At 63.7% G+C, this 23,941-nt stretch carries 41 protein-coding genes; 13 read left to right on the plus strand and 28 right to left on the minus strand.

Annotation, left to right across the window (positions count from 1 at the left end):
* Positions 1-6: 6 nt before the first annotated feature.
* The 28 genes from metK to MFF26_RS19030 form a co-directional block, all read right to left on the minus strand.
* Positions 7-1,182, minus strand: coding sequence for a methionine adenosyltransferase (gene metK, locus MFF26_RS18895; protein ID WP_137827701.1), 1,176 nt, complete (start codon positions 1,180-1,182; stop codon positions 7-9).
* 153 nt (positions 1,183-1,335) lie between these two features.
* Positions 1,336-1,743: a helix-turn-helix domain-containing protein gene (locus MFF26_RS18900; protein ID WP_137827700.1), complete on the minus strand. Its 408-nt coding sequence runs from the start codon at positions 1,741-1,743 to the stop codon at positions 1,336-1,338.
* A gap of 107 nt (positions 1,744-1,850) precedes the next feature.
* Positions 1,851-2,093, minus strand: a complete 243-nt coding sequence (locus tag MFF26_RS18905) for a hypothetical protein (protein WP_137827699.1) — start codon at positions 2,091-2,093, stop codon at positions 1,851-1,853.
* Between the two features lie 131 nt (positions 2,094-2,224).
* Positions 2,225-3,355, minus strand: coding sequence for a tyrosine-type recombinase/integrase (locus MFF26_RS18910; RefSeq protein WP_238308312.1), 1,131 nt, complete (start codon positions 3,353-3,355; stop codon positions 2,225-2,227).
* A 5-nt stretch (positions 3,356-3,360) separates the two neighbouring features.
* Positions 3,361-3,603, minus strand: a complete 243-nt coding sequence (locus tag MFF26_RS18915; protein ID WP_238308313.1) for a helix-turn-helix transcriptional regulator — start codon at positions 3,601-3,603, stop codon at positions 3,361-3,363.
* Positions 3,604-3,791: 188 nt separating this feature from the next.
* The gene (locus MFF26_RS18920; protein ID WP_238308314.1) at positions 3,792-4,127 is read right to left on the minus strand and encodes a hypothetical protein; all 336 of its coding nucleotides are present in this window, start codon (positions 4,125-4,127) and stop codon (positions 3,792-3,794) included.
* A gap of 35 nt (positions 4,128-4,162) precedes the next feature.
* On the minus strand, positions 4,163-4,468 hold the full coding sequence (locus MFF26_RS18925) for a hypothetical protein (protein WP_238308315.1): 306 nt from the start codon (positions 4,466-4,468) through the stop codon (positions 4,163-4,165).
* Positions 4,461-5,099 carry a hypothetical protein gene (locus MFF26_RS18930; RefSeq protein ID WP_238308316.1) on the minus strand — a complete coding sequence of 213 codons (639 nt, stop codon included), beginning with the start codon at positions 5,097-5,099 and terminating at the stop codon, positions 4,461-4,463. The genes MFF26_RS18925 and MFF26_RS18930 overlap by 8 nt, the downstream gene beginning before the upstream one ends.
* A complete protein-coding gene (locus tag MFF26_RS18935; protein WP_238308317.1) occupies positions 5,096-6,556 on the minus strand; it encodes a hypothetical protein in 1,461 nt (486 codons plus the stop codon). Before MFF26_RS18935 ends, MFF26_RS18930 begins: the two co-directional genes overlap by 4 nt.
* On the minus strand, positions 6,557-7,108 hold the full coding sequence (locus tag MFF26_RS18940; RefSeq protein ID WP_238308318.1) for a hypothetical protein: 552 nt from the start codon (positions 7,106-7,108) through the stop codon (positions 6,557-6,559). It abuts the gene before it with no gap.
* Positions 7,109-7,816: 708 nt separating this feature from the next.
* Positions 7,817-8,326, minus strand: a complete 510-nt coding sequence (locus MFF26_RS18945; RefSeq protein WP_444543616.1) for a DUF4326 domain-containing protein — start codon at positions 8,324-8,326, stop codon at positions 7,817-7,819.
* Positions 8,323-8,526, minus strand: coding sequence for a hypothetical protein (locus MFF26_RS18950; protein ID WP_238308320.1), 204 nt, complete (start codon positions 8,524-8,526; stop codon positions 8,323-8,325). The genes MFF26_RS18945 and MFF26_RS18950 overlap by 4 nt, the downstream gene beginning before the upstream one ends.
* 5 nt (positions 8,527-8,531) lie before the next feature.
* A complete protein-coding gene (locus MFF26_RS18955; protein WP_238308321.1) occupies positions 8,532-8,876 on the minus strand; it encodes a hypothetical protein in 345 nt (114 codons plus the stop codon).
* Positions 8,873-9,673, minus strand: coding sequence for an adenine nucleotide alpha hydrolase family protein (locus tag MFF26_RS18960; protein WP_238308322.1), 801 nt, complete (start codon positions 9,671-9,673; stop codon positions 8,873-8,875). Before MFF26_RS18960 ends, MFF26_RS18955 begins: the two co-directional genes overlap by 4 nt.
* Positions 9,670-10,119, minus strand: coding sequence for a winged helix-turn-helix domain-containing protein (locus tag MFF26_RS18965; RefSeq protein WP_238308323.1), 450 nt, complete (start codon positions 10,117-10,119; stop codon positions 9,670-9,672). The genes MFF26_RS18960 and MFF26_RS18965 overlap by 4 nt, the downstream gene beginning before the upstream one ends.
* Positions 10,116-10,601 (minus strand): helix-turn-helix domain-containing protein, encoded by a 486-nt coding sequence (locus MFF26_RS18970; protein WP_238308324.1) that lies wholly within the window; start codon positions 10,599-10,601, stop codon positions 10,116-10,118. The genes MFF26_RS18965 and MFF26_RS18970 overlap by 4 nt, the downstream gene beginning before the upstream one ends.
* A gap of 2 nt (positions 10,602-10,603) precedes the next feature.
* Positions 10,604-11,008 carry an HNH endonuclease gene (locus MFF26_RS18975; RefSeq protein WP_238308325.1) on the minus strand — a complete coding sequence of 135 codons (405 nt, stop codon included), beginning with the start codon at positions 11,006-11,008 and terminating at the stop codon, positions 10,604-10,606.
* Positions 11,009-11,458: a DUF1367 family protein gene (locus MFF26_RS18980; protein WP_238308326.1), complete on the minus strand. Its 450-nt coding sequence runs from the start codon at positions 11,456-11,458 to the stop codon at positions 11,009-11,011.
* Positions 11,455-11,886 (minus strand): HNH endonuclease family protein, encoded by a 432-nt coding sequence (locus MFF26_RS18985; protein WP_238308327.1) that lies wholly within the window; start codon positions 11,884-11,886, stop codon positions 11,455-11,457. Before MFF26_RS18985 ends, MFF26_RS18980 begins: the two co-directional genes overlap by 4 nt.
* A 194-nt stretch (positions 11,887-12,080) precedes the next feature.
* Positions 12,081-12,821 (minus strand): trna delta -isopentenylpyrophosphate transferase, encoded by a 741-nt coding sequence (locus MFF26_RS18990; protein WP_238308328.1) that lies wholly within the window; start codon positions 12,819-12,821, stop codon positions 12,081-12,083.
* On the minus strand, positions 12,818-13,546 hold the full coding sequence (locus MFF26_RS18995) for a hypothetical protein (protein WP_238308329.1): 729 nt from the start codon (positions 13,544-13,546) through the stop codon (positions 12,818-12,820). The genes MFF26_RS18990 and MFF26_RS18995 overlap by 4 nt, the downstream gene beginning before the upstream one ends.
* Positions 13,547-13,813 carry a hypothetical protein gene (locus MFF26_RS19000; protein WP_238308330.1) on the minus strand — a complete coding sequence of 89 codons (267 nt, stop codon included), beginning with the start codon at positions 13,811-13,813 and terminating at the stop codon, positions 13,547-13,549.
* Positions 13,810-14,157 carry a hypothetical protein gene (locus tag MFF26_RS19005; protein ID WP_238308331.1) on the minus strand — a complete coding sequence of 116 codons (348 nt, stop codon included), beginning with the start codon at positions 14,155-14,157 and terminating at the stop codon, positions 13,810-13,812. Before MFF26_RS19005 ends, MFF26_RS19000 begins: the two co-directional genes overlap by 4 nt.
* Before the next feature lie 4 nt (positions 14,158-14,161).
* A complete protein-coding gene (locus MFF26_RS19010) occupies positions 14,162-14,512 on the minus strand; it encodes a hypothetical protein (RefSeq protein WP_238308332.1) in 351 nt (116 codons plus the stop codon).
* The gene (locus MFF26_RS19015; protein WP_238308333.1) at positions 14,499-14,666 is read right to left on the minus strand and encodes a hypothetical protein; all 168 of its coding nucleotides are present in this window, start codon (positions 14,664-14,666) and stop codon (positions 14,499-14,501) included. Before MFF26_RS19015 ends, MFF26_RS19010 begins: the two co-directional genes overlap by 14 nt.
* A gap of 140 nt (positions 14,667-14,806) precedes the next feature.
* The gene (locus MFF26_RS19020; protein ID WP_238308334.1) at positions 14,807-15,232 is read right to left on the minus strand and encodes an XkdD/Y8K6 family phage-associated protein; all 426 of its coding nucleotides are present in this window, start codon (positions 15,230-15,232) and stop codon (positions 14,807-14,809) included.
* On the minus strand, positions 15,232-15,432 hold the full coding sequence (locus tag MFF26_RS19025; RefSeq protein ID WP_238308335.1) for a hypothetical protein: 201 nt from the start codon (positions 15,430-15,432) through the stop codon (positions 15,232-15,234). The genes MFF26_RS19020 and MFF26_RS19025 overlap by 1 nt, the downstream gene beginning before the upstream one ends.
* Before the next feature lie 620 nt (positions 15,433-16,052).
* Positions 16,053-16,718, minus strand: coding sequence for a S24/S26 family peptidase (locus MFF26_RS19030; RefSeq protein ID WP_238308336.1), 666 nt, complete (start codon positions 16,716-16,718; stop codon positions 16,053-16,055).
* 89 nt (positions 16,719-16,807) lie between these two features.
* Here MFF26_RS19030 and MFF26_RS19035 point away from each other — a divergent pair, with 89 nt between their 5' ends.
* The 13 genes from MFF26_RS19035 (at position 16,808) to MFF26_RS19090 (ending at position 23,497) form a co-directional block, all read left to right on the plus strand.
* Entirely contained in the window at positions 16,808-17,095 is a 288-nt protein-coding gene (locus MFF26_RS19035; protein WP_238308337.1) for a hypothetical protein, read from the plus strand.
* Between the two features lie 136 nt (positions 17,096-17,231).
* Positions 17,232-17,483: a hypothetical protein gene (locus MFF26_RS19040; protein WP_238308338.1), complete on the plus strand. Its 252-nt coding sequence runs from the start codon at positions 17,232-17,234 to the stop codon at positions 17,481-17,483.
* A 387-nt stretch (positions 17,484-17,870) separates the two neighbouring features.
* Positions 17,871-18,101: a hypothetical protein gene (locus MFF26_RS19045; protein WP_238308339.1), complete on the plus strand. Its 231-nt coding sequence runs from the start codon at positions 17,871-17,873 to the stop codon at positions 18,099-18,101.
* A gap of 2 nt (positions 18,102-18,103) precedes the next feature.
* Positions 18,104-18,235: a hypothetical protein gene (locus MFF26_RS26510; protein ID WP_283207413.1), complete on the plus strand. Its 132-nt coding sequence runs from the start codon at positions 18,104-18,106 to the stop codon at positions 18,233-18,235.
* Positions 18,232-18,648 carry a VRR-NUC domain-containing protein gene (locus MFF26_RS19050; RefSeq protein WP_238308340.1) on the plus strand — a complete coding sequence of 139 codons (417 nt, stop codon included), beginning with the start codon at positions 18,232-18,234 and terminating at the stop codon, positions 18,646-18,648. The genes MFF26_RS26510 and MFF26_RS19050 overlap by 4 nt, the downstream gene beginning before the upstream one ends.
* Positions 18,645-19,922, plus strand: coding sequence for a DNA cytosine methyltransferase (locus MFF26_RS26720; RefSeq protein WP_505744338.1), 1,278 nt, complete (start codon positions 18,645-18,647; stop codon positions 19,920-19,922). Before MFF26_RS19050 ends, MFF26_RS26720 begins: the two co-directional genes overlap by 4 nt.
* Positions 19,919-20,167, plus strand: a complete 249-nt coding sequence (locus tag MFF26_RS19065; protein ID WP_238308341.1) for a hypothetical protein — start codon at positions 19,919-19,921, stop codon at positions 20,165-20,167. The genes MFF26_RS26720 and MFF26_RS19065 overlap by 4 nt, the downstream gene beginning before the upstream one ends.
* A gap of 5 nt (positions 20,168-20,172) precedes the next feature.
* A complete protein-coding gene (locus MFF26_RS19070; RefSeq protein WP_238308342.1) occupies positions 20,173-20,586 on the plus strand; it encodes a GIY-YIG nuclease family protein in 414 nt (137 codons plus the stop codon).
* Between the two features lie 49 nt (positions 20,587-20,635).
* Positions 20,636-21,484, plus strand: a complete 849-nt coding sequence (locus MFF26_RS19075) for a hypothetical protein (protein WP_238308343.1) — start codon at positions 20,636-20,638, stop codon at positions 21,482-21,484.
* Between the two features lie 13 nt (positions 21,485-21,497).
* The gene (locus MFF26_RS19080) at positions 21,498-22,082 is read left to right on the plus strand and encodes a hypothetical protein (RefSeq protein ID WP_238308344.1); all 585 of its coding nucleotides are present in this window, start codon (positions 21,498-21,500) and stop codon (positions 22,080-22,082) included.
* Positions 22,079-22,426 (plus strand): NrdR family transcriptional regulator, encoded by a 348-nt coding sequence (locus MFF26_RS26630; RefSeq protein WP_373324501.1) that lies wholly within the window; start codon positions 22,079-22,081, stop codon positions 22,424-22,426. Before MFF26_RS19080 ends, MFF26_RS26630 begins: the two co-directional genes overlap by 4 nt.
* 7 nt (positions 22,427-22,433) lie before the next feature.
* Complete coding sequence (locus tag MFF26_RS19085) at positions 22,434-22,619, plus strand: hypothetical protein (RefSeq protein WP_238308345.1); 186 nt, start codon at positions 22,434-22,436, stop codon at positions 22,617-22,619.
* Positions 22,620-22,630: 11 nt separating this feature from the next.
* A complete protein-coding gene (locus MFF26_RS19090) occupies positions 22,631-23,497 on the plus strand; it encodes a transcription termination/antitermination NusG family protein (protein ID WP_238308346.1) in 867 nt (288 codons plus the stop codon).
* Positions 23,498-23,941 lie beyond the last annotated feature (444 nt).

Raw genomic sequence — 23,941 nt, forward strand, 5'->3', positions numbered from 1 at the left:
TCAGGATCAGAAGGCCGACTTCAGCTTGTCGGCGAGGTCGGTCTTCTCCCAGGAGAAGCCGCCATCGGCATCCGGCTCGCGGCCGAAATGGCCGTAGGCCGAGGTGCGGGCGTAGATCGGCTTGTTGAGCTGAAGCGCCGTGCGGATGCCGCGGGGCGACAGGTCGAGGGCATCCATCAGGACCGACTCGAGCTTGGCCTCGTCGACCGTGCCGGTGCCGTGCAGATCGACATAGATCGACAGGGGCTTGGCGACGCCGATGGCGTAGGAGAGCTGAATCGTGGCGCGGCGGGCGAGGCCGGCAGCGACCACGTTCTTGGCGAGGTAGCGGGCCGCGTAGGCCGCCGAGCGATCGACCTTGGTCGGATCCTTGCCCGAGAAGGCGCCGCCGCCGTGGGGCGCCGCGCCGCCATAGGTGTCGACGATGATCTTGCGGCCGGTGAGGCCGGCATCGCCGTCGGGGCCGCCGATCACGAACTTGCCGGTCGGGTTGACGTGCCACACCGTCTTCTCGGTCACCCAATCCTGCGGCAGGGCCGCGCGAATATAGGGCTCGACGATCGCGCGGACGTCGGCCGAGTCGAGGGACTCGTCGAGGTGCTGGGTCGAGAGCACGATCTGGGTCGCCTCGACCGGTCGACCGTTGGCGTAACGGACCGTCACCTGGCTCTTGGCATCGGGACCGAGCTTCGCGGCGTCGCCCTGCTGGGCCTTGCGGGCGTCGGCGAGGTCCTTGAGGATCTTGTGGGCGTAGTAGATCGGGGCCGGCATCAGGGCCGGGGTCTCGTCGGCGGCATAGCCGAACATGATGCCCTGGTCGCCCGCGCCCTCGTCCTTGTTGCCTGCAGCGTCCACGCCCTGGGCGATGTCGGCCGACTGCGCGTGCAGATAGATCGCGACGTCGTTGTTCTTCCAATGGAAGCCGGACTGCTCGTAGCCGATGTCCTTCACGGCCTCGCGCGTCAGCTCTTCCAGGTCCTTGAAGGTCACGGAATCGGGGCCGCGCACCTCACCGGCGATGACGATGCGGTTCGTGGTCGTCAGCGTCTCGACGCCGAGCCGGGCCTCCGGCATCGCGGCGATGTAGGCATCGACCACGGTGTCCGAGATGCGATCGCTCACCTTGTCGGGGTGGCCTTCGGACACGGATTCGCTGGTGAACAGGAAGTCTGAGCGCGGCATCGGACGGAACCCCCGATCGCCGGGCGCGCGCCTTGGCGGCAGCGCTTGACCCGGTCATTAAGGAGCTCGGCTTGTCGCACCGTCGTTCAGAACGGTCAACCCGCCATGCCGGAAACGTCCGTTATAACGAACGCCGCCCCAGGCGACGGCCCCTCAGCTCCTCAACTCGCGGCCGAACGCCTCGATCGCGGCCGACAATTCCCGCCGCTGCTCCTCGCTGAAACTCTCGGAGACCTGCCGAGCGAAGGCGCGGGCGAGATTCGACCAGGGATCGGCCACCAGGGCTTGCTGCGGCGCCTCGCAGAAGCCGCGCTCGTAGGACTGGTCGGGGTGGGGGATGCCATCGAGAAAGTCGGAGACGGGCGTGCCGGTCATGCGGCTGAGGATGGCGAGATGGATCGCGCTGATCCGGTTGACGCCCTTCTCGTATTTCTGGAGCTGCGCCGCCGACATCCCGAAACTGTCGGCCACGGCTCGCTGGGTCAGCCGCGACCGCTTGCGTTGCTCAGCGATGCGCCGACCCAGAATGATGTCGCGCTCATCGGTCTTCTGCCCTGCCATAATCGTCCCGCACGGCCCTACCCTCGCAATCTGGTTCGAACGAATCGGACCGGGGCGCAAGCCTGGGAAGTGGCCTAGGGAACAACACCCACAGAAAATCTCATTTGTTAAATGATGGTGGTCGCCTCTCCACATGTGTGGGCCATTGTCACCGGTTCCTCGTCGCGCGGCGACGGCTCGTAACCGCACCAGACGCAGGTGCCGAGGGCGGCGATCCGCGCCCCATTCCGCTGCGAGCAGAGGGGACAAATCAGGAGCGTCAATCGATCGGACGAGCGGAGAGCCAATCCGCGCCCGAGGAAGGTGACGTGGTGGGTTTCCGTCGAGTTGGTGTCGGTGTCGTTGCTCATGCCCGCCCTGGACGGCAACGCAAGACGGTGCCGGATCGGCGGACCAACGGCCGAGCTGTCCGCGGGTTGCACGGAGAGAGGCCGAGGGCGGGGGATGGCGTCCCCGGGAGGAGTGCGCCGAGTGCAGCCCATCAATGACTTGGATCATTGTGGGACCTCGTTTTGGACCTATCGGACTCTACACTTTTCGGCGCTGAGGTCCCACCGTTTTCTTCCGCCTTTTTGCGGTTTGGCAGCAGTGCCATGCCGGCATCCGCGAGCCCCCGCATCTGTGCGGCCTTGGTGTACCTCTGCACCTCCCCAAGGGTCTGGTGGCCGGTGATGGCCATGATCTCGTGCGGTGTCGCTCCGCGCTCGGCGAGGCGTGCCGCCGTGGCCTTGCGCAGGCCGTGGGCAGAGCAGTGACTAAGCCCGGCTTGGTCGCACCATTCGCGGAAGCGATTGCCGAAGCCGGCCACGGAAAACGGCTTTCCATATTCCGTAATCAGGTAGGTGTCGCCCTTGACCGTGCTGGCGGCGATCACCTCGGCCAGATCGGGATGGACCGGGATGTCCATGTGAACGGGGTTGCGGTGCTCGTTCTTCGCTTGCGTGTAGACGATGCGCTCACCTCGGAAGTGCGAGGGGCCGAGCCTCACGACGTCCTCACGGCGGCAAGCGGTGTAGAGCAGAAGGGCCATGGCGAGGCGCTGCTTTGTCCCGATGGGCCAGCGCTCCTCGAAATCGGCGACCTCAATCAAGCTCCACGAGTGGTGACCCTTCGCGACGTACTTGATCCGTTTCACCTCTCGTGTGGGATCAGTATCGACTAGGTCATTCTCTTTGGCGAATTCGAACAGCGAGCGGAGCGCCTTCAGCATGTTGTTGGCAGCGGCCGGCGTGTCGGCCTTCTCATCGCGCAGCTTCCGAACGTGGCGCGGAGCGATGGCTGCCAGTTGTTTGTCTCCATGCGTAGCGGCAATCTCGTCGAGCGCTCGGCGCTGCCAGCCCTGCGTGGACTTATCGAGCCGCTTGAAGGTGGCCTTGTCGTTGAAGTAGTGGTGGCAGGCGTAGGCGAACGTGCCCTTGATCTCGTGCGGCTTCTTCGTCGGCTTGGCGACAGGCTTCCGTTTCTCGGCCGCCTCGTAGGCCTCCCTGAATTCCAGCGAACCCGGCTTTTCAGGCAGGCGCACCTTCGGCTCGGGACGGCGGCGAAAATAGTACCGCACATTCCCGTGACGATCGACATCAGACACGACGTAGGGCAGCTTGATCACCGCCATTGCACTCAGTCCCACTCGTTGACCTCCCCATCGTCCAAGAGGCTGTCGAGTGCGGCGTCAAGCTTCCGGATGTCCCACACCACGCATCCGTCGATCCGCCACGGCTTCGGCATGCGGCGGTCGCGGACCATCTCGTCGTACTTGGTCGGACTGACGCCGACGTAGCGGGCGGCCTCTTCACGACGGAGGCCCCGGCGAGGCGCGACTTCGATCCGCGAGGGGTGATCGAGTTGAGGGGCCCTACCCATGCCGATCTCCCTCCTTGCGGTGGTTGAGGGCGGCGCGGCCCTTGTCGGTGATGCGGATGCAACGCGGTCGGTCAAATGCAATGAGCCGCCGACGCAGCAGTCGATCTTCCGTCACCGGGTGAACGAATAGGAGTGCGCCGCCTTTTCCAGCGACGAAGCTAAGTGCGCGAGTTTGCGCTTCCGTCAGCCTACGCATCGCCGTCCTCCTTCCGTGCGGGGGACAGGGGGAGGGCCCGAACCACCTGTGCTGCATAGTTCCCGTCAAGCGGTCGGTATCCGTTGCCCGGCGGGCCACCGGGGCGTCCGTAGAGAAACAGGATTTGGCTCGGCAGTGAGCCGACAGCGTGGGCTGCCCTCTCCCGCATCTCCCGCGCCCCGTCCTCGCGGTCCTGTGCCCGGAGCGCGGCGAGACGCATCAAAGCCAGCCTCGCTTCGTCCATCAGGTCGGCGCAGGCTTGCGGCTCATCAATCGTGCTCATCCGATCCAGACGGTCGCAAAGGTCTTCGATCTCGCGATCAGACATCTGCTGCTCCCTCGGCTTGGGCGATGCATCTTGGATCACAGCACGACCCTCCGACCCGGATAGGCTTCCGCGTAGGCGCCCAGCACGCGGGCGAGCTGGCCAGGAAGCATCTTGCCGTTGGCGTCGAAGGCGTCGGGCACCAATTTTCGGAATTCTGCTGACTGCCGGGCCTTGCTCATCTGCAAGGGGCACTCAAGCACGGTCTGGATCGTGATGGGTCCGCCGTCGTGCCAAGACTTATCTGCGGCGCAGGCTTCTGGCCGGGCTCGATCCACCCACAGCGGATAGGCGTTTGGGTCGCCGCAGATCGGACACGGCGGCTTTGGAAGACGCTCAGCCATGATCGCTCCCCTCCGTCTCGGCCTTGACGGCGGCGCGGGCGAGGGCGGTGTATCGACCGTACGCGAGACGGCGCACCCTCTTGCGGCGCGTAAGGTAGCCAAGCGCGTTGTAGACCTGCTTCTCTAGGGCATCTGGATCTCGCGCTTGCACGGTAGCGATGATCTCGTCAGCGGTGCGGTCAGGATCGACGTCAAAGAGGCTATCGACGAACCGAAGGAGATCGCTGCCGAGCGGTAGCGCCGTAGCTTTGCGCAGGCTTTCCCTCAGCGCCTCCACCTCGGCAGAGAGGCGGTCGGCGCGGGCTTCTGCGGCGGTGATGCGCTGATAGACGGCCTCGCCGTGCTTGGCGGTGTCGGCTTCATCTGGCGCGTCGCCGCAGATGGATGAGCAGCAGACCGGGCAGACGATATCGTCCGCGATCAGGCCGCCGCCATTGCCGCAATGCTCCGACGATCCGACCCAACCGCAATGCTCGCACTCGGTCAGGTAAAAGCGCTTGCGCACGGGGATGGGTGCCGGTGCTGGCTGGCGGAAATTCTCGGCCTCAGCAAGAATGGCCTCGGCCTCTTCAAGGGTTGGCTCACCGTCCTCCATCCCCTCGCGCAGCGTGTCGCGGTTAGCGGGGGTCATGGGCGGCTCCCCTCAGCGTCGGCGCGGGTGGGGGTGGCCTCGCCAAGGCGCCGCAAGTTTTGCTCAGCGTAGATGTGCAGGAACGAGCCGCCGCCTTCGGCTTTATGCTCGACCACGTATCGCCGAGCGCCCGTCGTCATCGTTGCTTGGCCGACAATGATGCCACTGAGCCGATAGTCTCCAGTGACCTTGGAAACTTTCTCGCCCAGATTGAAAGCCTCCCCGCCCGCTGCGGGCTCGGGTGCGGCGGGTGCGGTGGCGAGGGCGCGGACCTCGGCGATAATGTTACGTTTGGCGATCAAAAGGTCAGCTTCGCAACGTATTGCGTTTTCCCGCGCGCCTACCTTCCTCATAATGTCGTTGATGTCCGACGCTTCGTGGATGCCAGAGGATGCCGCGCTGTAGGCGGCCTCCGCACGGGCAAGGTTTCGCTCGGCTGCGTCGAACACTTCCAGCAGTCTGCGGAGGTTGCCTTTCACATCCCCGGCGCTGGCCGGAGGGGTGGGGGCGGTATCGATCTTCGTCAGCAGCAGTTCACCGAACTCCGTCATAAGATCTTCGATCACGGGCTTGTGGTAGCCGTTCCTGCGCTGAAATTCCGCAAGCGCCTCGGCCACCGGCTGACTGACTACCGTCTCTCCCTCCTCGGCCGCCCCCTCGGCCGCCCGCCCGGACGGCGGGGCGTCGGCGATGAGGGTGCGGACGTAGTTCGCTGCGGCCACGAAGAATTTGGCATCGGCAAGCGCAGCAAGTGCCTCTCGACCGTCTGCCGTAGCGAAGGCAAACAGGCTGGGGCAGGTCGGCGCGTCCACAATCACGCAACTTTTCTCGTCGTAGCGCTTGCGCACACCAGAGACGCTGAATGGGCCGGTCGAGGCCGCCTCTGACAGCCGCCGCACGACCTCCGGCACTACGGCCGGGGATGGGGATCGGGACGCGAGGGCGGCGGTGAGTTCGGGGTGATCAAGCGCTGCCTCAACGACGTCGCGAATGCCCTCAGACAGATCAGCGTAAAACGCGAGCTTGTCTTCATAGGACGCGTGTTCTCGCAGCCAGTCGCCCATCGCAAGGCGTTCGGCCATCTCGCTTGACCAGATCGTCATCTGCTCTTCGTGGCAGACACGCTCGGCCAGATCAGCCGGGTTGGTTGTGGCCTCTGCTGTCGGTTCAGCGCCCATCACGAAATACGACTGGAACGGCTTGTCTACGCGCAGCCATCCCTCGCCTTCAATATGCGTGAGCAGCCGACACTGCCCCTCCTGCGTGGCGCAGAAGTCGAGCGCTTCTGCCAGCGTGGCAAAATTCTTTCCGAACAAGTAGCCCGTGTCGCGGGCCGCGCTAATCTCGTGCCGGACGTGCCACTGGCCGACAATCGGATGATGGTCCGGCTCGCGCCACTTGTTGTGGGATGTCGTATCCTCTGCGGAGGTAGCCCCCGCTTGTGTGGTGGGGGTCATTCAAGCCTCCGACTGCTTATCGGCGTCGGCAGCGCCACGCCCGTGCCAGACCTTCAACAGGTGCTCTTCGGCGTCGCGGTGCCGGATGCCGAGGTGCTTTAGGGCGTAGTTGAAGCCCTCAGCGAACCCGCGGCGATGGCCATGGCGGTCGGCGGAGATGTAATCTCGCATGCCGTAGCGCCGGGCCCGAGATACACCGTCCCAGACGGTGACCTTGTAGGCACCGCGAGAGCCAGGCTCAGCAGAGATGAATTGAGAGTAGCCATCGGCTCCGCCGAGCGGCACAGTCCGCCACCATTCGTGCCGTGCTTCTAGCGGACGGACGAAACGGACATCGTATTCCAGATTGGCGCCAGTCTGCTTATTGCAGGCTTCTGCAAAGTCGTAGCGTGCAACGTGCCCTCGACAGTAGAAGCCCATCAGGTCGCCGCCGTCCGGCCCGGCTTCGCGCAACTCATCTATCGCGCTCAGCGGATCGAACTTGCGCAGTGTGCCGAGATCGTCCGTGAAAGATTGTTCGGAGGCTACAGCCTCCCCATTGGCAGAGGTCATCACCGTCTCTCCGTGGCTGTCAGATCGTGATCGGCTGTCGCGGCATGGTCGCCCGCGGGGTGGGGCGGGGAGTCACAAACGGGGGCGTTGGCCAGTTCGAGCCGCGCGTTTGGAGGCGCGCCCTCCGTCATGGCGCGCTCAATGGGCCACCCACGGCGTAGGCGGTAGATCAGCGTGTTCGGCTTGTGGCCAAGACGCTCAGCCCACTCGTAAACAGTGTAATTGAAACCTCGCCATTCAACACGGTGATTGTTTCGGCGGTTGCGCTGTTGCTCAACTCGCGTAGCCCAGCGACAATTATCGGGTGAATAGCTGCCGTTGACATTTTCTCGCTCGATTTCCAGAGAGGGATCAAAGCCCTCGGCCATATCTTCTGCAAACGACTTGAACTCCTTCCATCGCTCGCAGACAGAAATTCCTCGTCCTCCGTAGTTGTGATAGTCGCAGTGGGTCTCGCGAGTGCATCGATCAAGCATTCCGCGCCACCGTCGATAGAGCGGCGTGTGTGTAGCTCCATGCTTACGCGGTCGAGACGAGGCTTCGGCAATGCCGCAGCCGCACGACTTGGTGGAGCCTTGCTTAAGAGATGAGCCGCGGACGAGTGATGTCCCGCCACAATCACACTGTATACGCCACATAACGGCTCCGTGATTGTCGCGACCTTCTTCCGCCACAATAACGGCTTTACCGAACCTACGTCCCTGATAATCAATTTTGCTTGGCATCGACAGCCTCGCACACCAGTGAATTACTGAGTTCAAGCAAAGCATCCGCATGACACGGGCTGCACTCGCAGCAGTGGATGCCGAATGGCTTACCAGCCGCATGATCAGGGCAGAGAGCGCACCAGCAACCGAGGTTTTTCCCGCGGAGACTTGGAAGGTCCGCTAGCATCCGAGCGACGGCTGCTTCCCCGCGCCCATTGTTGCCGACCAAGATCGTCAGGACTGCATGTCGGCGGCGGCTTGGTGGCTGCTTAAAAAGCCGCTTGAACCGATCGACTGCGCTCTGATGCTCCTCGACGAAGCCAGTGTTGATAACAGGAAACGGGTTGCCCCACTTGGACGGCCGCGCCACGTTGACCGCCGGCAGTCCATTGACCGCCCGGCTATGCGCTTGAAGGTCGAAACCCTTCTTCCGGCTGAGTTGCAGGCGCACGGGCTTCCCGCCCTCGCTCGCCCGGTCCTGTGCTCTCTCAATGGGGGATGCGAGGTTCATGGCGCGTACCCCGCCAAAAATCTTGTTGCCCAGGCAAACGCGATTGATATGGCGAAAAACAGAACAAAAGTACGAATAAAGGCGTTAACATTTTCCGGCTTGAGCTTGCCCTCTGTGCTAATAAAGGAAATTACGGCAAGAGCGCCAAAGAAAATTGCAGCGCTGTAGCCTAAAACTTGGATGATGATTGTGCCTATCATTGACGTCACTCCGTAGGGTGAGCAATGGCGGATGATGGCCGCGTCGAATTCCAGATCGTCTCGTCGGGCGTGACGATCAGCCAGGAGTGCTGGCACAGGCGCTCGCGGAGCAGGTCGGCGAGTGCGCGGGCTTTGCCGAGGATGTCGGAGGGCTCGGCCGGGAAGCGCGGATAGTTCAGCAGCCCGACGCGGACGCCTGTCTCGGCGCCGCCCTTGTAGATGAACTCGGTCGGCTCCACGGTGACGCAGAGACCGGCCATGCAGAAGTCGCGGCATGCCTGTCGAGCCGTCGCGATGTCGCCCGCGATGTAGATGGTCGCGGTGAAAGTGGGGGCGCTGCGCTCGGTCATTGCTCGCACCACATGCTGTCACAGATGGCTGCGGGCTCTTCTGGCGGTTCATAGGCGCCGCGCGGGCTGTTCGCCCACTTGATGACTTCGCGAATGCCCTTTGCACCCATGCAGCGGTGCGGCCGGTACATCGTCTTGCCGACCTCGGCCTCTAATGCTTCGATCGTGTCGATGTCGGCCTCGTCGAAGAGACGAAGGTCTGCTTTGTTCGAGTTGATGCAGCGGCATTCACGCGAGCGATGCGGCAACACTTCAATGCCAGCGCGGGCGAGCAGGGCGTTGCGGCCGTCTTCCTTCATCTCCACGAATGGGGCGAGGACGGCACGATCGCCGTGATTGCCGCTTTTCGGTGAGAAGCCCGGCCACTGCGCGCGCCCGTCGTTCGGGTTCTTGGCTTCCTCGTGTCGGACGCCAACAAGGCAGATGGCGCGCTTCTCGGCGTCGTGTTCGGCAAGCCAGCGCATGCCGGGCTCGATCTTGAGCCTCCAGGAGCACCATTGATAGCGTTGGGTCGGGAAGCCCTTTTTCTCGCGGGCGAGATCAGCGAACCCAATGGAGGTTGTGCGGTAGGTTGCGAAACCGAGGCTGCGCGCCCAGGCTTCCATCTTCTGGACGCGCTCGGCCCATGCCGCAGTCGCCCAGCCGGTGTCCGAGTAGACGACAGCGACGCCTTCAAGGCGCCACTCGTGCGCCCACTGGATCAAAGCACAGCTATCGTTGCCGTAGCTGGAAAAGATGACGAAACGGATTGTCGAGGATCGAGCATCCGCCGAGAGGGGTGCGAAAAGGTCGGTCACGCGCCCCTCCCAGCCCGTAGGCTCGCGTCGAGGGCATCTTGGCGGCGCTGCTCGGCGGCCAAAGCTTTGTTGAGGGCGATGACGCCGTCTGCCGAGAGGTGGTAGCCGATGCCCCAAGCTGTCTCGATCACGGACGTGAGGCCGACGCGTCGGAGCTTGGTCCGGATGCGAGAGACGCTGACGCTCAGAATTTGCAAGTCGGGCAGGTCGTCTTCCCGGTTGGTCGAGGCAATGACAGCGCTTTCACGCGTCACGATCCGGGTTTTTGCGGCATACAAGGCGCACAATATTCGGCTTTCGCTCTGGGTCAGCCGCCACGTGCGCGGGAACTGGATTGACGGCTCCAACTGCTCTCGGAGCTGCCGCACTTCCTCGCGGAGGGTTTCGTTCTCTTCGACGAGCCGTGCGAGGTGTCGAGCCGTTGCGTCGAGGCGATGCATATTCATTGGACAGCCTCCATGTTCGCGTTGGCCGGCGGCTGCGGGACACCGTCGCGCTCAATTCTGCGCAGGGCGCACAGGATCGACGTGTGATCGCGGGCGCCAAAGTTACGTCCAAGCCGCTTCACGCTCATGTCTGGATGAGCGAGACGCACCGCGTGGATGGCGGCCAGTCGGGCGCGCATGATGGGCGCTGCGCGGCTGTGGCCTGTGATGTCGCGGAGCGTGACGCCGAACTGCCGACCAATGTCAGTCATGATCCTACGGGGGTCACGAGCCCGGACTTCTTCCGGCGTGATCATCACGGCGAGTTCGCGGACCCTATCGGCAACCGCAGCGCGGCGGGCTTGAAGTTCAGCGGCCTCAGAATTTTGCCGGCTGTTGTTGAGCCGGGACGCTGCGGCGGCTTGTCGAGATGCGATCCCCTTCAGCCGCTGAACGGCCTCCTGCTCTGAAGCGGGATCGGTAACTGAGACGTAATCCGACATAATCAGGCGCCTCCGTACAGAGAGCGGCGAGGGGGAAGGGTTTTCGAAAGGGGGGCCGTCGCAGGCTTCCGCTTGTCCTTGGGAGGAGCGAAGCCGGCGCTTTTGATTTTGGAGCGATGCGGGATACCGAGGTGGTCCGCCTTGTCCTGGCGCGCGGCGGCAGCCCTACGGTGGTCTTCGCGGTCCTTCGCAGGCTTGCACGCGTAGTGGGCCGGACCGCAGTTGTCGTCCGTGTCCTTGCCGCCGAGTTCGAGCGCCACGACGTGTTCGATGAACCAAGTAGACTTGGCCCCATCGATAGGCAGATCACACAGGACGCAGATGCCCTTGTGCTGCTCCCAGATGCGCAGGATGCGCCCTCGCGACATGGACTTGCGCTTGGAGGTGCCGACGTCTTGGAAGGGCATCTAGGCAGCCCTCCGCGCGCTCGCGGCAGCAGCCTCGGCAACCTCACGGCCGAGCGCTTCCACGTCGGTTCCTAGATGCTCAGACAGGACGCGGATCGCCTTCGCGTACCAAGCCTCGAACCTATCCTGGCTCATGGCGGCGAAGCTGATGCTGGCCGGAACGGGGTACGGCATGCCGGTGAGAGCCGAGACGCGCGTCTCAAACAGGCCGGTCGCGAGCTTCAGATCTTCCAGCAAGACGGTGCTGTCAGCCCACCGATCAGTCTGCTCAAGGACGACGCTGAAGAGGGCGAACAGCTTCCGATGATGCGCAGGATTGCGAGGCCGGCGCACCGTCAGCATCACCGTCGAGCCGACGGCAACTTTGTTCATGGCATCCTCGGCCATGATGTCGGCCGGCACGAAGCCCTGAGCGCGGCGAATGAAGAGGCGTCCTTCGAGGTCGCTCATTGAACGTGCCTCCAAGTCTTGCCGGCGCGCGCCATCTGCACGGCGCCAGCCGTCACACCGAGGCGCTTAGCCAGTTCGGCATTCGATGCGTCGCTGGAGCGAATGAGCCTCACGCCGTCGTCCGTCAGTTTTGACGTGCGGCGTCGTTCGCCTAGCGCGAGCCTTCCACGGCGACGGGCATCGTCGAAGTTTTGGGCAGGTGTGCCGGGATAGAGATGGTCGGGCCGGACGCAAGAGGGGTTGTCGCAGCGGTGACAGCCATAGGCTCCGACTGGGACAGGCCTGCCGTCCAGTTCAAGCGCGACGACGTGCGCGCGGTGCGGCTTGCCGGCATAAGAGAAGATGCCGTAGCCGTCCTTGTCCCTGGCGCCCGTCCACTCCCAGCACCCGTCCGTGCGCTCAAACCAGCGGGCGAAAACGGTCGCCATCGGTTCGCGATCAGCAGCCGCCTTAGCCGAGTGATGCAGCCCGTAGCACTGACGAGAGCAAAACCGAGCCCGTCCCCAGTGAGCCCATGTGCAGCGCTTGTCCCGATGAAATGCCTTGCCGCAATGCTCGCAGGCCTTGCTCTCGGTCGGCGACAGGAACGCGGCCTTCAGAGTCGGGGGGATGTACCGAGCGCTCATGCTCGCGCCCCTTCACGGTGACCGGCCGAATGGTTGTTGCCGTTCATGCGGGCGTTTGCCGGGGAGACAGCGCCTGACTGCTGACCCCTCTTTGCGGGTGGCCAGCCAAGGGCGCGAAGGCGGGCTTTCGCGTAGTCCCGCACCTCTTCCCGGATACCGTGAGGCAGCTTGTTGAGCGTGCCTTGGGTCCGCTCGTCGAGCATGAAGTCGGTGACGGCGTTGATCGTCGTCGCCTCGTCGATGCCCTGCTTGAGCACGGCTTCAGCGTCCCGATCATCGTCGGAAGCGTCGTCAGGCTCTTCGGCAGGCTTTGCCGACGCGGGCTGACCTTGGCGAAACTCGTCGGCCTCTTCTTCCGAGTAGACGAGCCCGTGCAACTCGATCAGCTTAAGGATCACCCGATCCTTCGCCCGCTTCTCGGCCATGGCGTAGACGTAGGCCGCCTGCCGGCCCGAGACGCGGTAATTCACATTGATGACCGCCTCGCCGATCGACCACTCGGCGCGTTCCTCGCCCGCTTTCTCTCCAGGCATGCGGCCGGTGACGAGGATTACCGCCTCGTCGCGCTCCGAACGGATGATGATGGGAGCGTCGAACCGGATGCGCGAGTGGGTAGCGATCCGTTCCAGCGTCTTGTGATAGATCACGGCGGTGCCCTGCACGCGCCAGACGTTGCCTGCGAAGGGCTCGCCGTAGCGCACGAGGACGTCGGCGATTTGCTTGTCGGCGGTCCTCATCTGGCGACAGGCTCCTCGTGATAGACGACACCGGGAAGGCCGCGCGTCTTCTGCGTGGACAGGGTTTCGGCGATGGTCTGGAGAGCACCGCGCAACGCATCAGGGCGGTTCTCGCGCACCCACCGAAGGAAGGCAGGGAAGTCCGTCACTTCGGCTCGCACGACCATACGCAGACCGGTTGCTACCGGTTTGCCGGCTCGACGGGCGGCGGTCTCGGCTTTCTTGGCCTGACGAGCCAAGACCTCAGCCTCTTCGCGGCCCTCAAGATCGTCGGAGCGCGTGACCTGAAAGGCGAGAGCAGCTTGGCGAGCGGCTTCCTCGGCAGCCTTGCGAGCGGCCTCGGCAGCGGCACGTCGCTCTTCCTCCTGACGCACACGCCAGGGCGTCAGAGCGGCTTGGCAGACCTCGCGGGCGAGGATGGCCTTGCCCTTGCCGGAGCCCTTCGTGTCGCCGATGAGCTTGTTGTAGCGAGCCTGGATCTCGGCCTTGCCGTCATCGAACGGCTTGGCCTCGGCCTTTCGACGGGTCTCGGCGGTGCGGATCGCCTCTCCGATCATATCAAGCAGGCGACCGATGGCGTCGGCATCGTCCTGAGACTGGACGCCCTTGCCGTCGAGCCAGTTGGAGGCTTCAAGGTGCAGACCGTCGATCTCATCGCGCGAGAGATCGAAGTCCGAGACGTTGCTGTTGTGGCCGATACCGGCCAAGGCGGGAGAGGCGGCCATCTAAGCGGCCTCCTGCTCAACGACAGGACGCGAGCGCGCCTGTTCTGTTGTAGCCTCGACCGCGCTGAGAAGCCCAGCAATGGCCACAAGCTCGCGGCCCAGATCGGTCGCCAACAGCGCGTGATGAATGCCGCAGGCACCGTCGTGAGCCCCTGATAGGATGCGTTCGGCTATGTTGCGCATGTCCGCTGAGAGACTGGCGACGACGAACAAGGCGTCGTTGGTCTCGCCGTAGGAAGCGCAGGGATCGGGATGGCGCGTAGTCATGCGACGAAGCTCCCGACTGCCGGCGTGCCGGTGCGGATGGGGGCGGGGCGGCCTTCGATCCGCTCAAGGGCGGTGGTCATGGCCAAGCGCATGTCGGCAGCGTCGCCGACACAGAGTTGCCGACCGTCAGAGGACTGGACACCGAGGGCGGCGTAGATCGCCCGGTCCATGTCTTGGCGAGCGTGATCGCAGCGAGCGATGGCGCAGTCGATAGTCTCGCGGGAGACGTAGTTCTTAGCCGCTAGGCTCGTGACGAGACCAATCAGGTTGGCGTCGGCAGAGGCGACGTGCTGGCGTGCCCGAGAGAGCGGGGCGCGGATGGTTTCGAGGCATGCGGAGGCCATGGCACTAGCCCTTAATCGCGTTGTTTTCGGCAAAGATGCGCTTGACCTGCGGGCCTAGTTTGCGGCGGCCGTCTTCCGACAGATCAGACCAATCAAGGTCAGCGATCTGCTCCATCGCTTCCGCTGCGTCATCCTCGTCCCTGAAGACGCCGGCAGACGAGCACTGAAAACCTGTGCCGAGATGGGTGATGACCCAGACACCAAAATAGTCTCTGCGTCCGAGATGGCAGGCAAAGTCGCCAAGGCGCCACGCCTTGATTTTAAGCGGGCCATCAAAACACTTAATGGTAATCTCTTCGCGCTTGCAGCGCAGCAGGGCGGGCTTGGAGGCCAGAAGAGTATCAGCGGACGCCATGGTAGAAGGCTCCTAAGTAAAACAGGGCGTAGATCAGCCAAACCGGCACGGTGATGCCCATGCCAAGGGCGACGAGGCTGACGAGCAAAGCCGTCAGGTTGATCGGCTGCGGCTCAGAGGGCCGACGCAGCGGGATGTGCGGGACAGTCGTCACGGCTCAGCTCCATGTCGGTAGGGAAGGGGAATTGCTCTTCCTCGGCGCGGAACTGAGCGGCGCGGAGGCTGACGAGCAGCAGGCCAGAGGCGGCGATGAGGAAGATGATCGCGGCCAGGAGGGCGAAGGCGGGGCCGAGGTCAGGCATCGCGTGCCACAGCCGTGCCAATGACAATCGTGTCGGGATGCAGGCCCGGATCAGGCCGCCGGCCAAGTGCCTTGCGGATGGCGCCTGACGTCGCTTGCTGACTGAAGAAAAGCCGCTCAGCCCAATCGCCGTCGTGGCAGTTGAAGCCTGTCATTGCTGCCTCGGAGATGAGGCGGTTCACGGCGATGAGAGCTTCCAGCATCTCTGGTGAAGCGGCGATCAGTCGAGCGTTCGGCTCTGCCATCTCAGCCATGAAGCTGACCGGCTCGCGGAGCTTGTGCGCTGACCAGACCGAATGAGGCTCAGACAGCACGTAGCAGTCACAAATCGTGCTGCCGTAATCGCTGGTGACGTAGGGACCGTGCTGCTTGTTGCCGGGCACGTAGTCCCAAGGTCCAGGAGTATGCGAGGCGGCCATCACGCGGCCTCCGCAACTTGATCGGCGTCGAAGTCGTCCTGCGCGGCGTCGTCAGCCTGCGCGGCGGCCGTCAGATCGAGGACGTGATCGCGGGCATCGCCCAGCGTCTCGATGTCGGCGTAAATGAGATCGCCATCAGCCGAGTAGACGGCATAGAGGCCGTCAAGCTGCTGCTGGGGAAAGTAGAGGGGGACGGACATCGAGGCGGCTCCATCGCGACCGGCGATGGGTTATGTCTACCCCGCGTAGAAACTCCCGTCAAACTGTTTCTGCCGCGAGTAGACAAAATTTGCGTCGCGACGAAAAGGACCCTACAAAAGGATGCCCCGGCAGCTCGCAAAAGCTCCGGGGCGCAAACGGGTGACAGGTTTGGCGACCGATCCCGTCTGGATGGCCTCATTTATTGCACACTGTGCAAACTGTCCAGACCTTCCCGCCAAACCCATCGCCCACGGCGTGCGGACGGCCAGTGCCGTGCGCTCAATCCGTCCGGCGGTTAGCGACGCTGGGGGCGGCTGGTGCGGGAAACCGCGGCTAGGAGGGTGTAGCTACCAGGATCGACCGCACAGCTACGGGGCACCTGAAGGAAAGACGCCCGCGGTCTAAGCCCATCGGCTGAAAGAACTTTCTAGGATCGCGCGTCGATGGTGGTGCGATCTGACGGTAAGCGGCAGCCGGCTCCGGCCGTCAGTCCCCCGTCCCAGGTCGTCGCCGTGTGGGTGTGCCGAGGGCCTTTGTGCCTTCACTCGGCCTCTCACGCGGGGCGACCTGTGGACAGATCACAACAACCTCTCAAACCATCAGGGGCAGAAGGAAGTGGCTATCCAATCCGCTTCCACTGCCGGTTCGGTACGATGGAAACGACCTCGGCCACTCGCTCGATGTGGACGTTCTCGACATCGGGTGCGTTGTGGCTGCCGATCGTAAAGTGGTCGTCGCCCTCATGGCGCTTCAAGGTTTTTAGTAGGTACGTGCCGTCCATCGTCTTCAGGACGACTTCAAGGCCGACATAGTTGGACGGCCGATCCGAGAGCCATCGTGCGACGACGACTTCGCCATCTTTCACGCGCGGGTATTGCGACGATCCCCTGGCCTCTAAACCGAAGCATTCGCGGTCAACGACGTAGGGCAGTTCCACCTCGCCGAGGGACAAATCGCCTTCCTCCGCCCATTGGATCTGGTCGCCCAAACCCACCAAGCCGACGATGGTAACGGTATCGTTGCGAGGCGGTCCAGCCCGGCCCCTATGAAGCCACTGGAAATCTACACCAAGAATGCGGGCATATCGCTCGGCTAAGTCCTCGGGGAACCTCTTCCCACCCTCGCCGCCATCCCTTTCATGCGTCGCATAAGTCGGCACGGCGACGTCGTGCTCGACCGCGAAAGCGCGCGCGGAAAGTCGTTCGCCGCGAAGGCGTTGATAGGTCTCGCGAGCCCATTTGAGGCGTTCGCCACGGGTCTCCAACCCAGGCGGCGGGGGCGGCATTCTCATAGCTGCCCGCTGTAACAAATACCTTTCTACGGTGGGTGCGAATATGGCTTGCAAGTTGTTTCTACTCGCAGTAGAAAGGACGAATGAGCGCCGTTGCAGCCCTCCTCGACCTCTTTCCGAACAAATCCGACTTGGCTCGCGACATCGGGCTCAAGAGCCCGACGCATATCGGCACTATGAAGGTGCGGATGCAGATCAACCCGTTCCTGTGGCCCGCCGTCGTAGAGTCGGCGCGTAAGCGTAAGGTTCGGGGCATCAGCATCCGGTCCCTTCATGCGGCTCACCAGGCCGATGCGCCTCTCCGTGAGACGTTGAAGAGCCAGCCGCGCGGAGCGGTTTCCACCGCTGAGCCTGCAAGGGCTTCGGCATGACCCGACCCATCCTTGCTCGCCTCGCATACATCGCCCTCGCTGTCCTGACGACAGCGACCGTCTTCGGTGGCCTCGCTTCACTCAAGGCGTCCGCCTCACGCGGTGATCTTCCCGTCCTGCAATGGGGAGGCGAGCGGTGAAGCGGATCGGCGCCAAGCCTGTCACGATGCCTGAGCGGCATCGAATGCGAGCCCTTCGCGCCGAGGGCCTGACCTACCGAGCCATCGGCCACGCTGTTGGTCGCTCATGGGTCTGTGCCCGCGTGCACACCCTCGACGTGAAGTTCGAAAAAGTCACGCTGGCGCAAGCTTCGCGCCTTCGTCGGCTTACTCGCATGGAGCGGTTCGCCGTGTCCTGCAATCGCGCCCTTGCCGAGGCGCGAGCATGACCGCCGCCTCATCCTTCCTTCACGCATCCTCGCCCGCCGTGCATCCGCACGAGCCGGGCCATCATCTGGCGACCGCGCTTGCCGGCGCTGTCGTCTGGTCCTGTCGCTGTCTGCCTTGCCGGGCTCGCAGCGTCTTCCGTTCGCTTTGTCTGCTCCCGATCCTCATGACCGGGTGCCGTTGAGATGTCTGCCGCCTCCTTCACAGCCGGGGTCTCCGTCTCTCGTCCGATGCTCACAGCATCGGAGAGATCGATGAGACAGACTGCTGCCGCCGCGAGTCAGAAGCCCGTTCGTTCTCGGCAAACTGACTCTGCCGCTCGGACAAATGTCGGAGAGCGCGTCATCGCGTTCCTGCGCCAGCAACACCCGCTCAAGACGGCCGACAACGTGTCCGCTGACAGCGGCGTGCCGGCCGGAACCGTTCAGAAGTGGCTGGATCGCGGCTCCGCGCCGAGCGTCGTCCACTTCGCTCGGCTCGTCTCGGCTTACGGCCCTGACTTCCTCTCGACGGCCTTCGCGACGCCGCCCGCTTGGCTCGACCAAGCCGTGCGCGACGAGCGCGCCGCCGTCCTGCGTGCCGAAATTGCTGCCCGTGAAGCCATGTTGGCGAGGCTCTGATTATGCAGGCTCTGACTGGCGGCTGGCGCCGCACCTTCTGCGCGTTTGCACAGGACTTCTTCAATCGGCTGGGCATCTGGCTCGGCGGTCGCTGCTACCGCATCGCCGACTGGTTCGGGGAGCGCGCGCAGTGACGAAGCCGTTCCGTCTGACTGCGCCCCGACAGTCGCCCGAAGCCAACATCCAGCGCGCGATCCTGGCCTATCTCGGCCGGACCCTGCCGCACGGCTTCCTCATCCACCATTCCCCCAACGGCGGCATGTCGAAGGGCGAGAACGGACGCAATCGCGGGCTCGGCACGAAGCCAGGCTGGCCCGATCTGCAGATCGTGGGGCGCACTGCGGACGGCGAGCCTTTCACCGCCTACCTCGAAGTGAAAGCACCGCGCGGTCAGACCTCTCCCGAGCAGATCGTCATCCATGACCGCCTGAAAGAGTGCGGCTACCCCGTCGCTGTCGTCCGTTCGATCACCGATGCGCGTGAGGCCGTGCGTAGCTGGCCGGTGGCCTCTCGGGATGCCGCTATTCGCACCGGAGGCGCAGCATGACGCTTCGCTACGGGTCCGTCTGCTCCGGTATTGAGGCCGCCACGGTCGCGTGGCATCCGCTCGGCTGGCAGCCTCAATTCTTCTCCGAGATCGAAGCGGCACCGCGTGCCGTGCTAACTCACCGCTGGCCGGAGACTCCGCTGCATGGCGACTTCACGACGATCCGCGAGGGCCAGTACGGAGCAATCGACCTTCTCGTGGGGGGAACCCCCTGCCAATCCTTCTCCATCGCAGGACTTCGAGGCGGACTGGCAGACGACCGTGGCAACTTGGCCCTCCAGTTTCTTTCTCTGGCTCGCCGCCTGCGCCCCCGATGGCTGGTCTGGGAGAACGTCCCCGGCGTCCTGTCAACGAACGGAGGACGGGACTTTGGCTCCATCCTCGGGGGGATGGTCGAACTCGGGTATGGGTTCGCCTACCGAGTGCTGGACGCTCAGCACGTCCGAGTGGACGGGTTTGGCCGGGCTGTCCCTCAGAGACGACGGCGTGTGTTCGTTGTCGGACATCTTGGAGACTGGCGCCGTCCCGCAGCGGTACTTTTTGAGCGCGCGTGCCTGCGCGGGGATACTCCGCCGCGCCGAGAAGCGGGGACGGGAATTGCCGGGTGCCTTGCTGCACGCTCTGGCGGCGGTGGCTGGCCGGACGGCGGCGACGGAAGGCACGACCATCTCGTAGCGCACAGCCTACGTGGCGAAGGCTTTGACGCCAGCAGAGACGGGACGGGACGGGGTACGCCTATCGTGCCGGTCGCTTCAACGCTTGTCTCCGGCGGCCACAGCAACAATCCGCTAGATGAGAACCTCATCGCCTTCTCGTGCAAGGATCACGGTGCCGACGCGACCGACGCAGGCGCGACGCCGACCCTGCGCGCGATGGGCTTTGATCGATCGCACGCGAACGCCGGCGGGCAGCTCGCGGTGGCGTTCGGCATTTCGTGTGATGCCTTCGACCGCTCTGGCGAGGGGGCCAGAGGGACTGCGGCCGAGCGCAGTGGCCTCGGCATTATTGAGGGCATCAGCCCGACGCTGAAGGCCAAGCGGCCGAACGGCGTAGCCAGCGGCTGGGTCGTCCGCCGCCTAACACCCCGCGAGTGCGAGCGCCTTCAGGGCTTCCCCGACGACTACACCCTCGTGCCATGGCGCGGCGGACTGCTGCCCGATGGCCCCCGCTACAAGGCCCTCGGCAACTCCATGGCGGCGAATGTTATGCGCTGGATCAGTCATCGCATCCAGATGGTCGAAGGCTTGCCGCTACTGACTGAGGTGGCGGCATGAAGGTCCGCCCCAAACTCGTCGGCGACCCCGATCATCTCGCCCCCTCATGGGCTCGTGAGACGACGGAAGCGGCGCCTGCCGGGACGATGAACGACTGCGACGTGTGCAAGGCGGTTGAGGCCGGCTGTTTCGGCTTCGGCAAGTTCAAGAACACTCGCGGGATTTCCGCCTGCATCGATCCGGACTGTTGTGCCGAGGCTCAAGCCCGCGCGTCAGGCCAGCGCAATCTCATAGCTGCGGAGTAGGGTGCATGAGTGAACTGTGCACCTGGATCTACGTCGTGGCCGACTACACAGGCGGTGCGCCGAAGCGGCCGATCAAGGTGGGCATATCCGACGAACCAACATCACGGCTGCGGACGATCCAAACCGGATGTCCGTCGCCGTTGATTGAGGTCGCACGCTTTCGGTTCAAAACCCGAAAGGTTGCTGCCGATGTGGAGGGGGCATTCCACAAATACAACTCTGGCTTTCGCACTTCAGGCGAGTGGTTCGACATTGATCCCGCCTCGGCCGTGCACATGATCATTACGATCATTCAGAGCCGTTGTGAGATGCACGACATTGACCCGAAGCATGCGGAGTCATTGCTAAACTTCGCGGGTGGTCGCGAATACGCCGAGGGCGTTATCCGTCGTTTGCGCGGCTGGCGGTTCACGCCATGAGCGCGCCCTTCAGTCACCTTCCCTGCGGCGGCAAGGCCAAGGACGGTCAATGACCATTCCTGCTCGCACTCTCGCGCAACTGGCGCGCCTTAGCCTTAGCGATGAGCAGGCCGAAGCCGTGGCTTCGATGCTGCGTGATGTGGAGGACGCCACGCGCGCTGAGGCAAGCGCAGCGTTGGAGGCGCGACGCTCTGCTGATCGGCAACGAAAGCAGGAGCAGCGTGAGAGAGACAAAATCATTTCTGGTCACGTGACATCACGTGACATCACGGGACAAACCGTGACATCTGCGGACGGCGCGGACAGCCTGAAACAAGCAAATGCCGCAGCGGATACAGTTTTTTCTAAGTTAGAGGGTTACCCCCCTTCGCCCCCTAAAGGGGGCTCTGTCCCCCCCAAATCAAAGCTCAAAAAGGCTCCGAAACCGGTCGGCGTGCTCTGCCCTGAGGACCTCCAGCCTGCGCCGAGCCACTACGCCAAATGCCAGCGGGTCGGATTGGCGCCAGAGATCGCCGACAAGGCGTGTCAGAAACTGATCGATTGGTCGCACGAAAACGCTCACCGCGACATCGCCTACAAAACCGATTGGTCGAAGGCGCTTCACCGCATCCTCGACGAGGACATTGAGCGCGCCGCCGTCGCGCCACCGCCACGCGGCTCGCCTTCAACGCTCCCCTCGCGCGGCAACGGTCTCTCCGAAATGGGCAGGCAGAAAGGTCAGGGTGATGTCTCAGTCTATCGCGACCCGTTCGCACATCTCGACGAACCTCGTGCCCAACGAACCGGTCGCCCCGATGACCAAGGTCGAGCGCGCTCGGCTGGAGGAACTACGGGGTTTGACGAAACGGAACGCGGACGGCTCTTGGACTTCGACCGGCTTCGCGCTGGCGCCGGCTGAACGGGCTCGCTTGGTGGCCCTACGTGCCGACGTAGACGCTAGACTGACAGCGGCCGATGCCGGATGGGATGATGACGGTTTTGATCGGAAACAAGTTCACGACCGACTACATGGGTTTTTGATGGGCTTCTCTGCGCTGCGCGCCTTGGACGGCGGCGGCGGTAAGATGATGGTCGCCGACTTCGTGGAGGCGGTCGAAGATCAGCCCATTGGAGCCGTACACCGCGCCTGTAAAGCTTGGAACCAGCGGGCGTTCAAATGGCCGAATTACAGCTTTCCGCCGACCCCGCCCGACATGCGCCGCGCAGTCAATGAGACGATTACTGAAATGAAGGTCGAGCGTTACGACCTTGATGCGGTATTAAATGCGCAGCTACCCCCGAAGCTTGAGCAAGTGACGCAAGAGCAGCGCGACGCTGCGGCGGCTGAGGCAGTTGCTGTCATCGCTATGATTGCAGGCGCTTCGCTCGTACCGCACGATCCTATGCCGACCGCTCCCTCTCCTGAAAGGATGGAGGTCGCTAGAGAGTTGGAGTCCCGACGTATTCGGCGCGAGGCGTCTGCTGTGTCCGCGTCGTCCGAGGGCAGCGCGCCATGATCTGCCCGAAGTGCTCTGCCGAGACGAAGGTCGTGAGCAGCCGACCGCACAAGGACAACGCTCGCGTGATCCAGCGTCGGCGAGCCTGTGAGGGCTGCGGCCATCGGTTCAACACGCAGGAAGGCCTCGCCGACCTTGTTCGGATGCGTAGGAACGAAACTCGCCGTGCAACGGCATATTTCCAGCGCCTCGACCCTGCCGTTCGAAAGGCGCGGAATGCACGAAGGATCCTTCTGCGTGACGCGAGGATCGAGGCCGCCGAGACCGGCCGGGCCGTGTCCGAAATCCTTGAAGCGTGGAACGTCCCACCTTCTCCCGCATCCCCATCCCAAGCGCAGAGGTAGACGAGACGTGTTCACGCTGAACAACCGATCGCAGGAGCAGGACGCTCGGGCCTACTGCGAGCGCATAGGCGCCGACGCCGACGAGATCGTCTCTGGCTACGTGGAACATCACGGCGCCAAGCACTGGACCCGCATGCCCCGGTGGCGGTGGTATCTCGGCGCATCCGAGGCCGCTCACATTCGTCCGATCTGAGGAGGCCACACATGGGCGCGAAGATGTACGGCAGCCGCAACGGCTTCCAATCCGACAACGACAACTATCGTTGGAAGCCGAATGCGGCCGGCGAAATCCCGATCCCGCCCGACGAGCGGCGGGGTGCGCCCATCATCGAGAACGAGCCGGGCATGGGCTGGTTCTGCATCGTGACAAACCCTCAGGGCGAGTTTCACTGCGCCGATGGCCTGTCGGATGCTGGCATCGCCACATACGTCCCGACGGAAACCTACTGGCAGCGCCGAAAGAAGGGCAAGGAGGCCTATCCGACCGAATTGCAGCGCCCACTGCTGCGCGGATACGTTTTCGCCCTCCTGCCCCTTCCTATCGCACGCCAGGGCAATTCCGGCACGACCTATGAACTGCCGCCGTCATGGTCGCCGTTGTTCGCCCGCGATGGCTGGGGCCAGTCCAAGCTGAAGGTGCATCACGTCCTCGGCCTCCACGGCGTGCCGGTCGCCATGCCTCTTGAGTACAAGAACGCCGATGGCCAGCGCTGCGGGCTCGCGCCTTTGGCTGACGAAGAACGGCTCGGCTGGTTCGACGAGAGAAAGCGCCCCGTCCTCGTCGCCGAGCAAGGTCGCATGAAGGCTCAAGCCGAAGCCGACGCGGCGAAAGCAGAAGAGATCCGGCGTCGTGCTGCTCTTCCCGTGTGGGCGGGTGATGTCGTCCGTCCAACGAAGGGTCCGCTTGCTGGCCGCCCCTACGTCGCCGAGAACGACAACGATGAAAGCGGCCATGTCCGCATCATCACGGAAATGTTCGGCCGCGCCGTCATCACCCGCATCTCGGTCAAGGATCTGGAAAACCTGACGAGACCGGAGGTCAATGGCGTTTCTGCCCTGCGGCGTGCTTGACAAGCGCGTCCGTTTCTTTAATTTTCAGCGCGCGTGAGCCTTAGAGGGTGAAACCCCGTTGGGTCATCGTTGTCCGCAAAGCCGATCTGGCCGCGCGCGACGATGCCCCCGAGAGAGTTGTCCCTGGCGCGCACAGCATTCCCCCATCACCACCCAGGCACAGTCAGCGCATCCCGCTATGCGCCTTCTCTGCACCCTGACGCTGAACGTCTTGGGTGGTGGCCAGATCGATGCGGCGGCGCCGCCAGCCGTAAACGCGGACCTCCCTGGTCTATTGACGTAGGCGCCCCGCATCGACCCTTCACCGCAGCCCGTCGCCAAGCCCGAGACTCCCGAAGCCATCCGCGCTCGCGCCTACACCCTCGCCCGCCAAGAACTCCCCGACGCCCCCGTAGAGGATGTGCTGTGTCGGGCGGAGACGATCGCTAAGTTCCTCAAGGGCGA

This window comes from Methylorubrum suomiense (genome assembly GCF_022179765.1).
GTDB lineage: Bacteria > Pseudomonadota > Alphaproteobacteria > Rhizobiales > Beijerinckiaceae > Methylobacterium > Methylobacterium suomiense.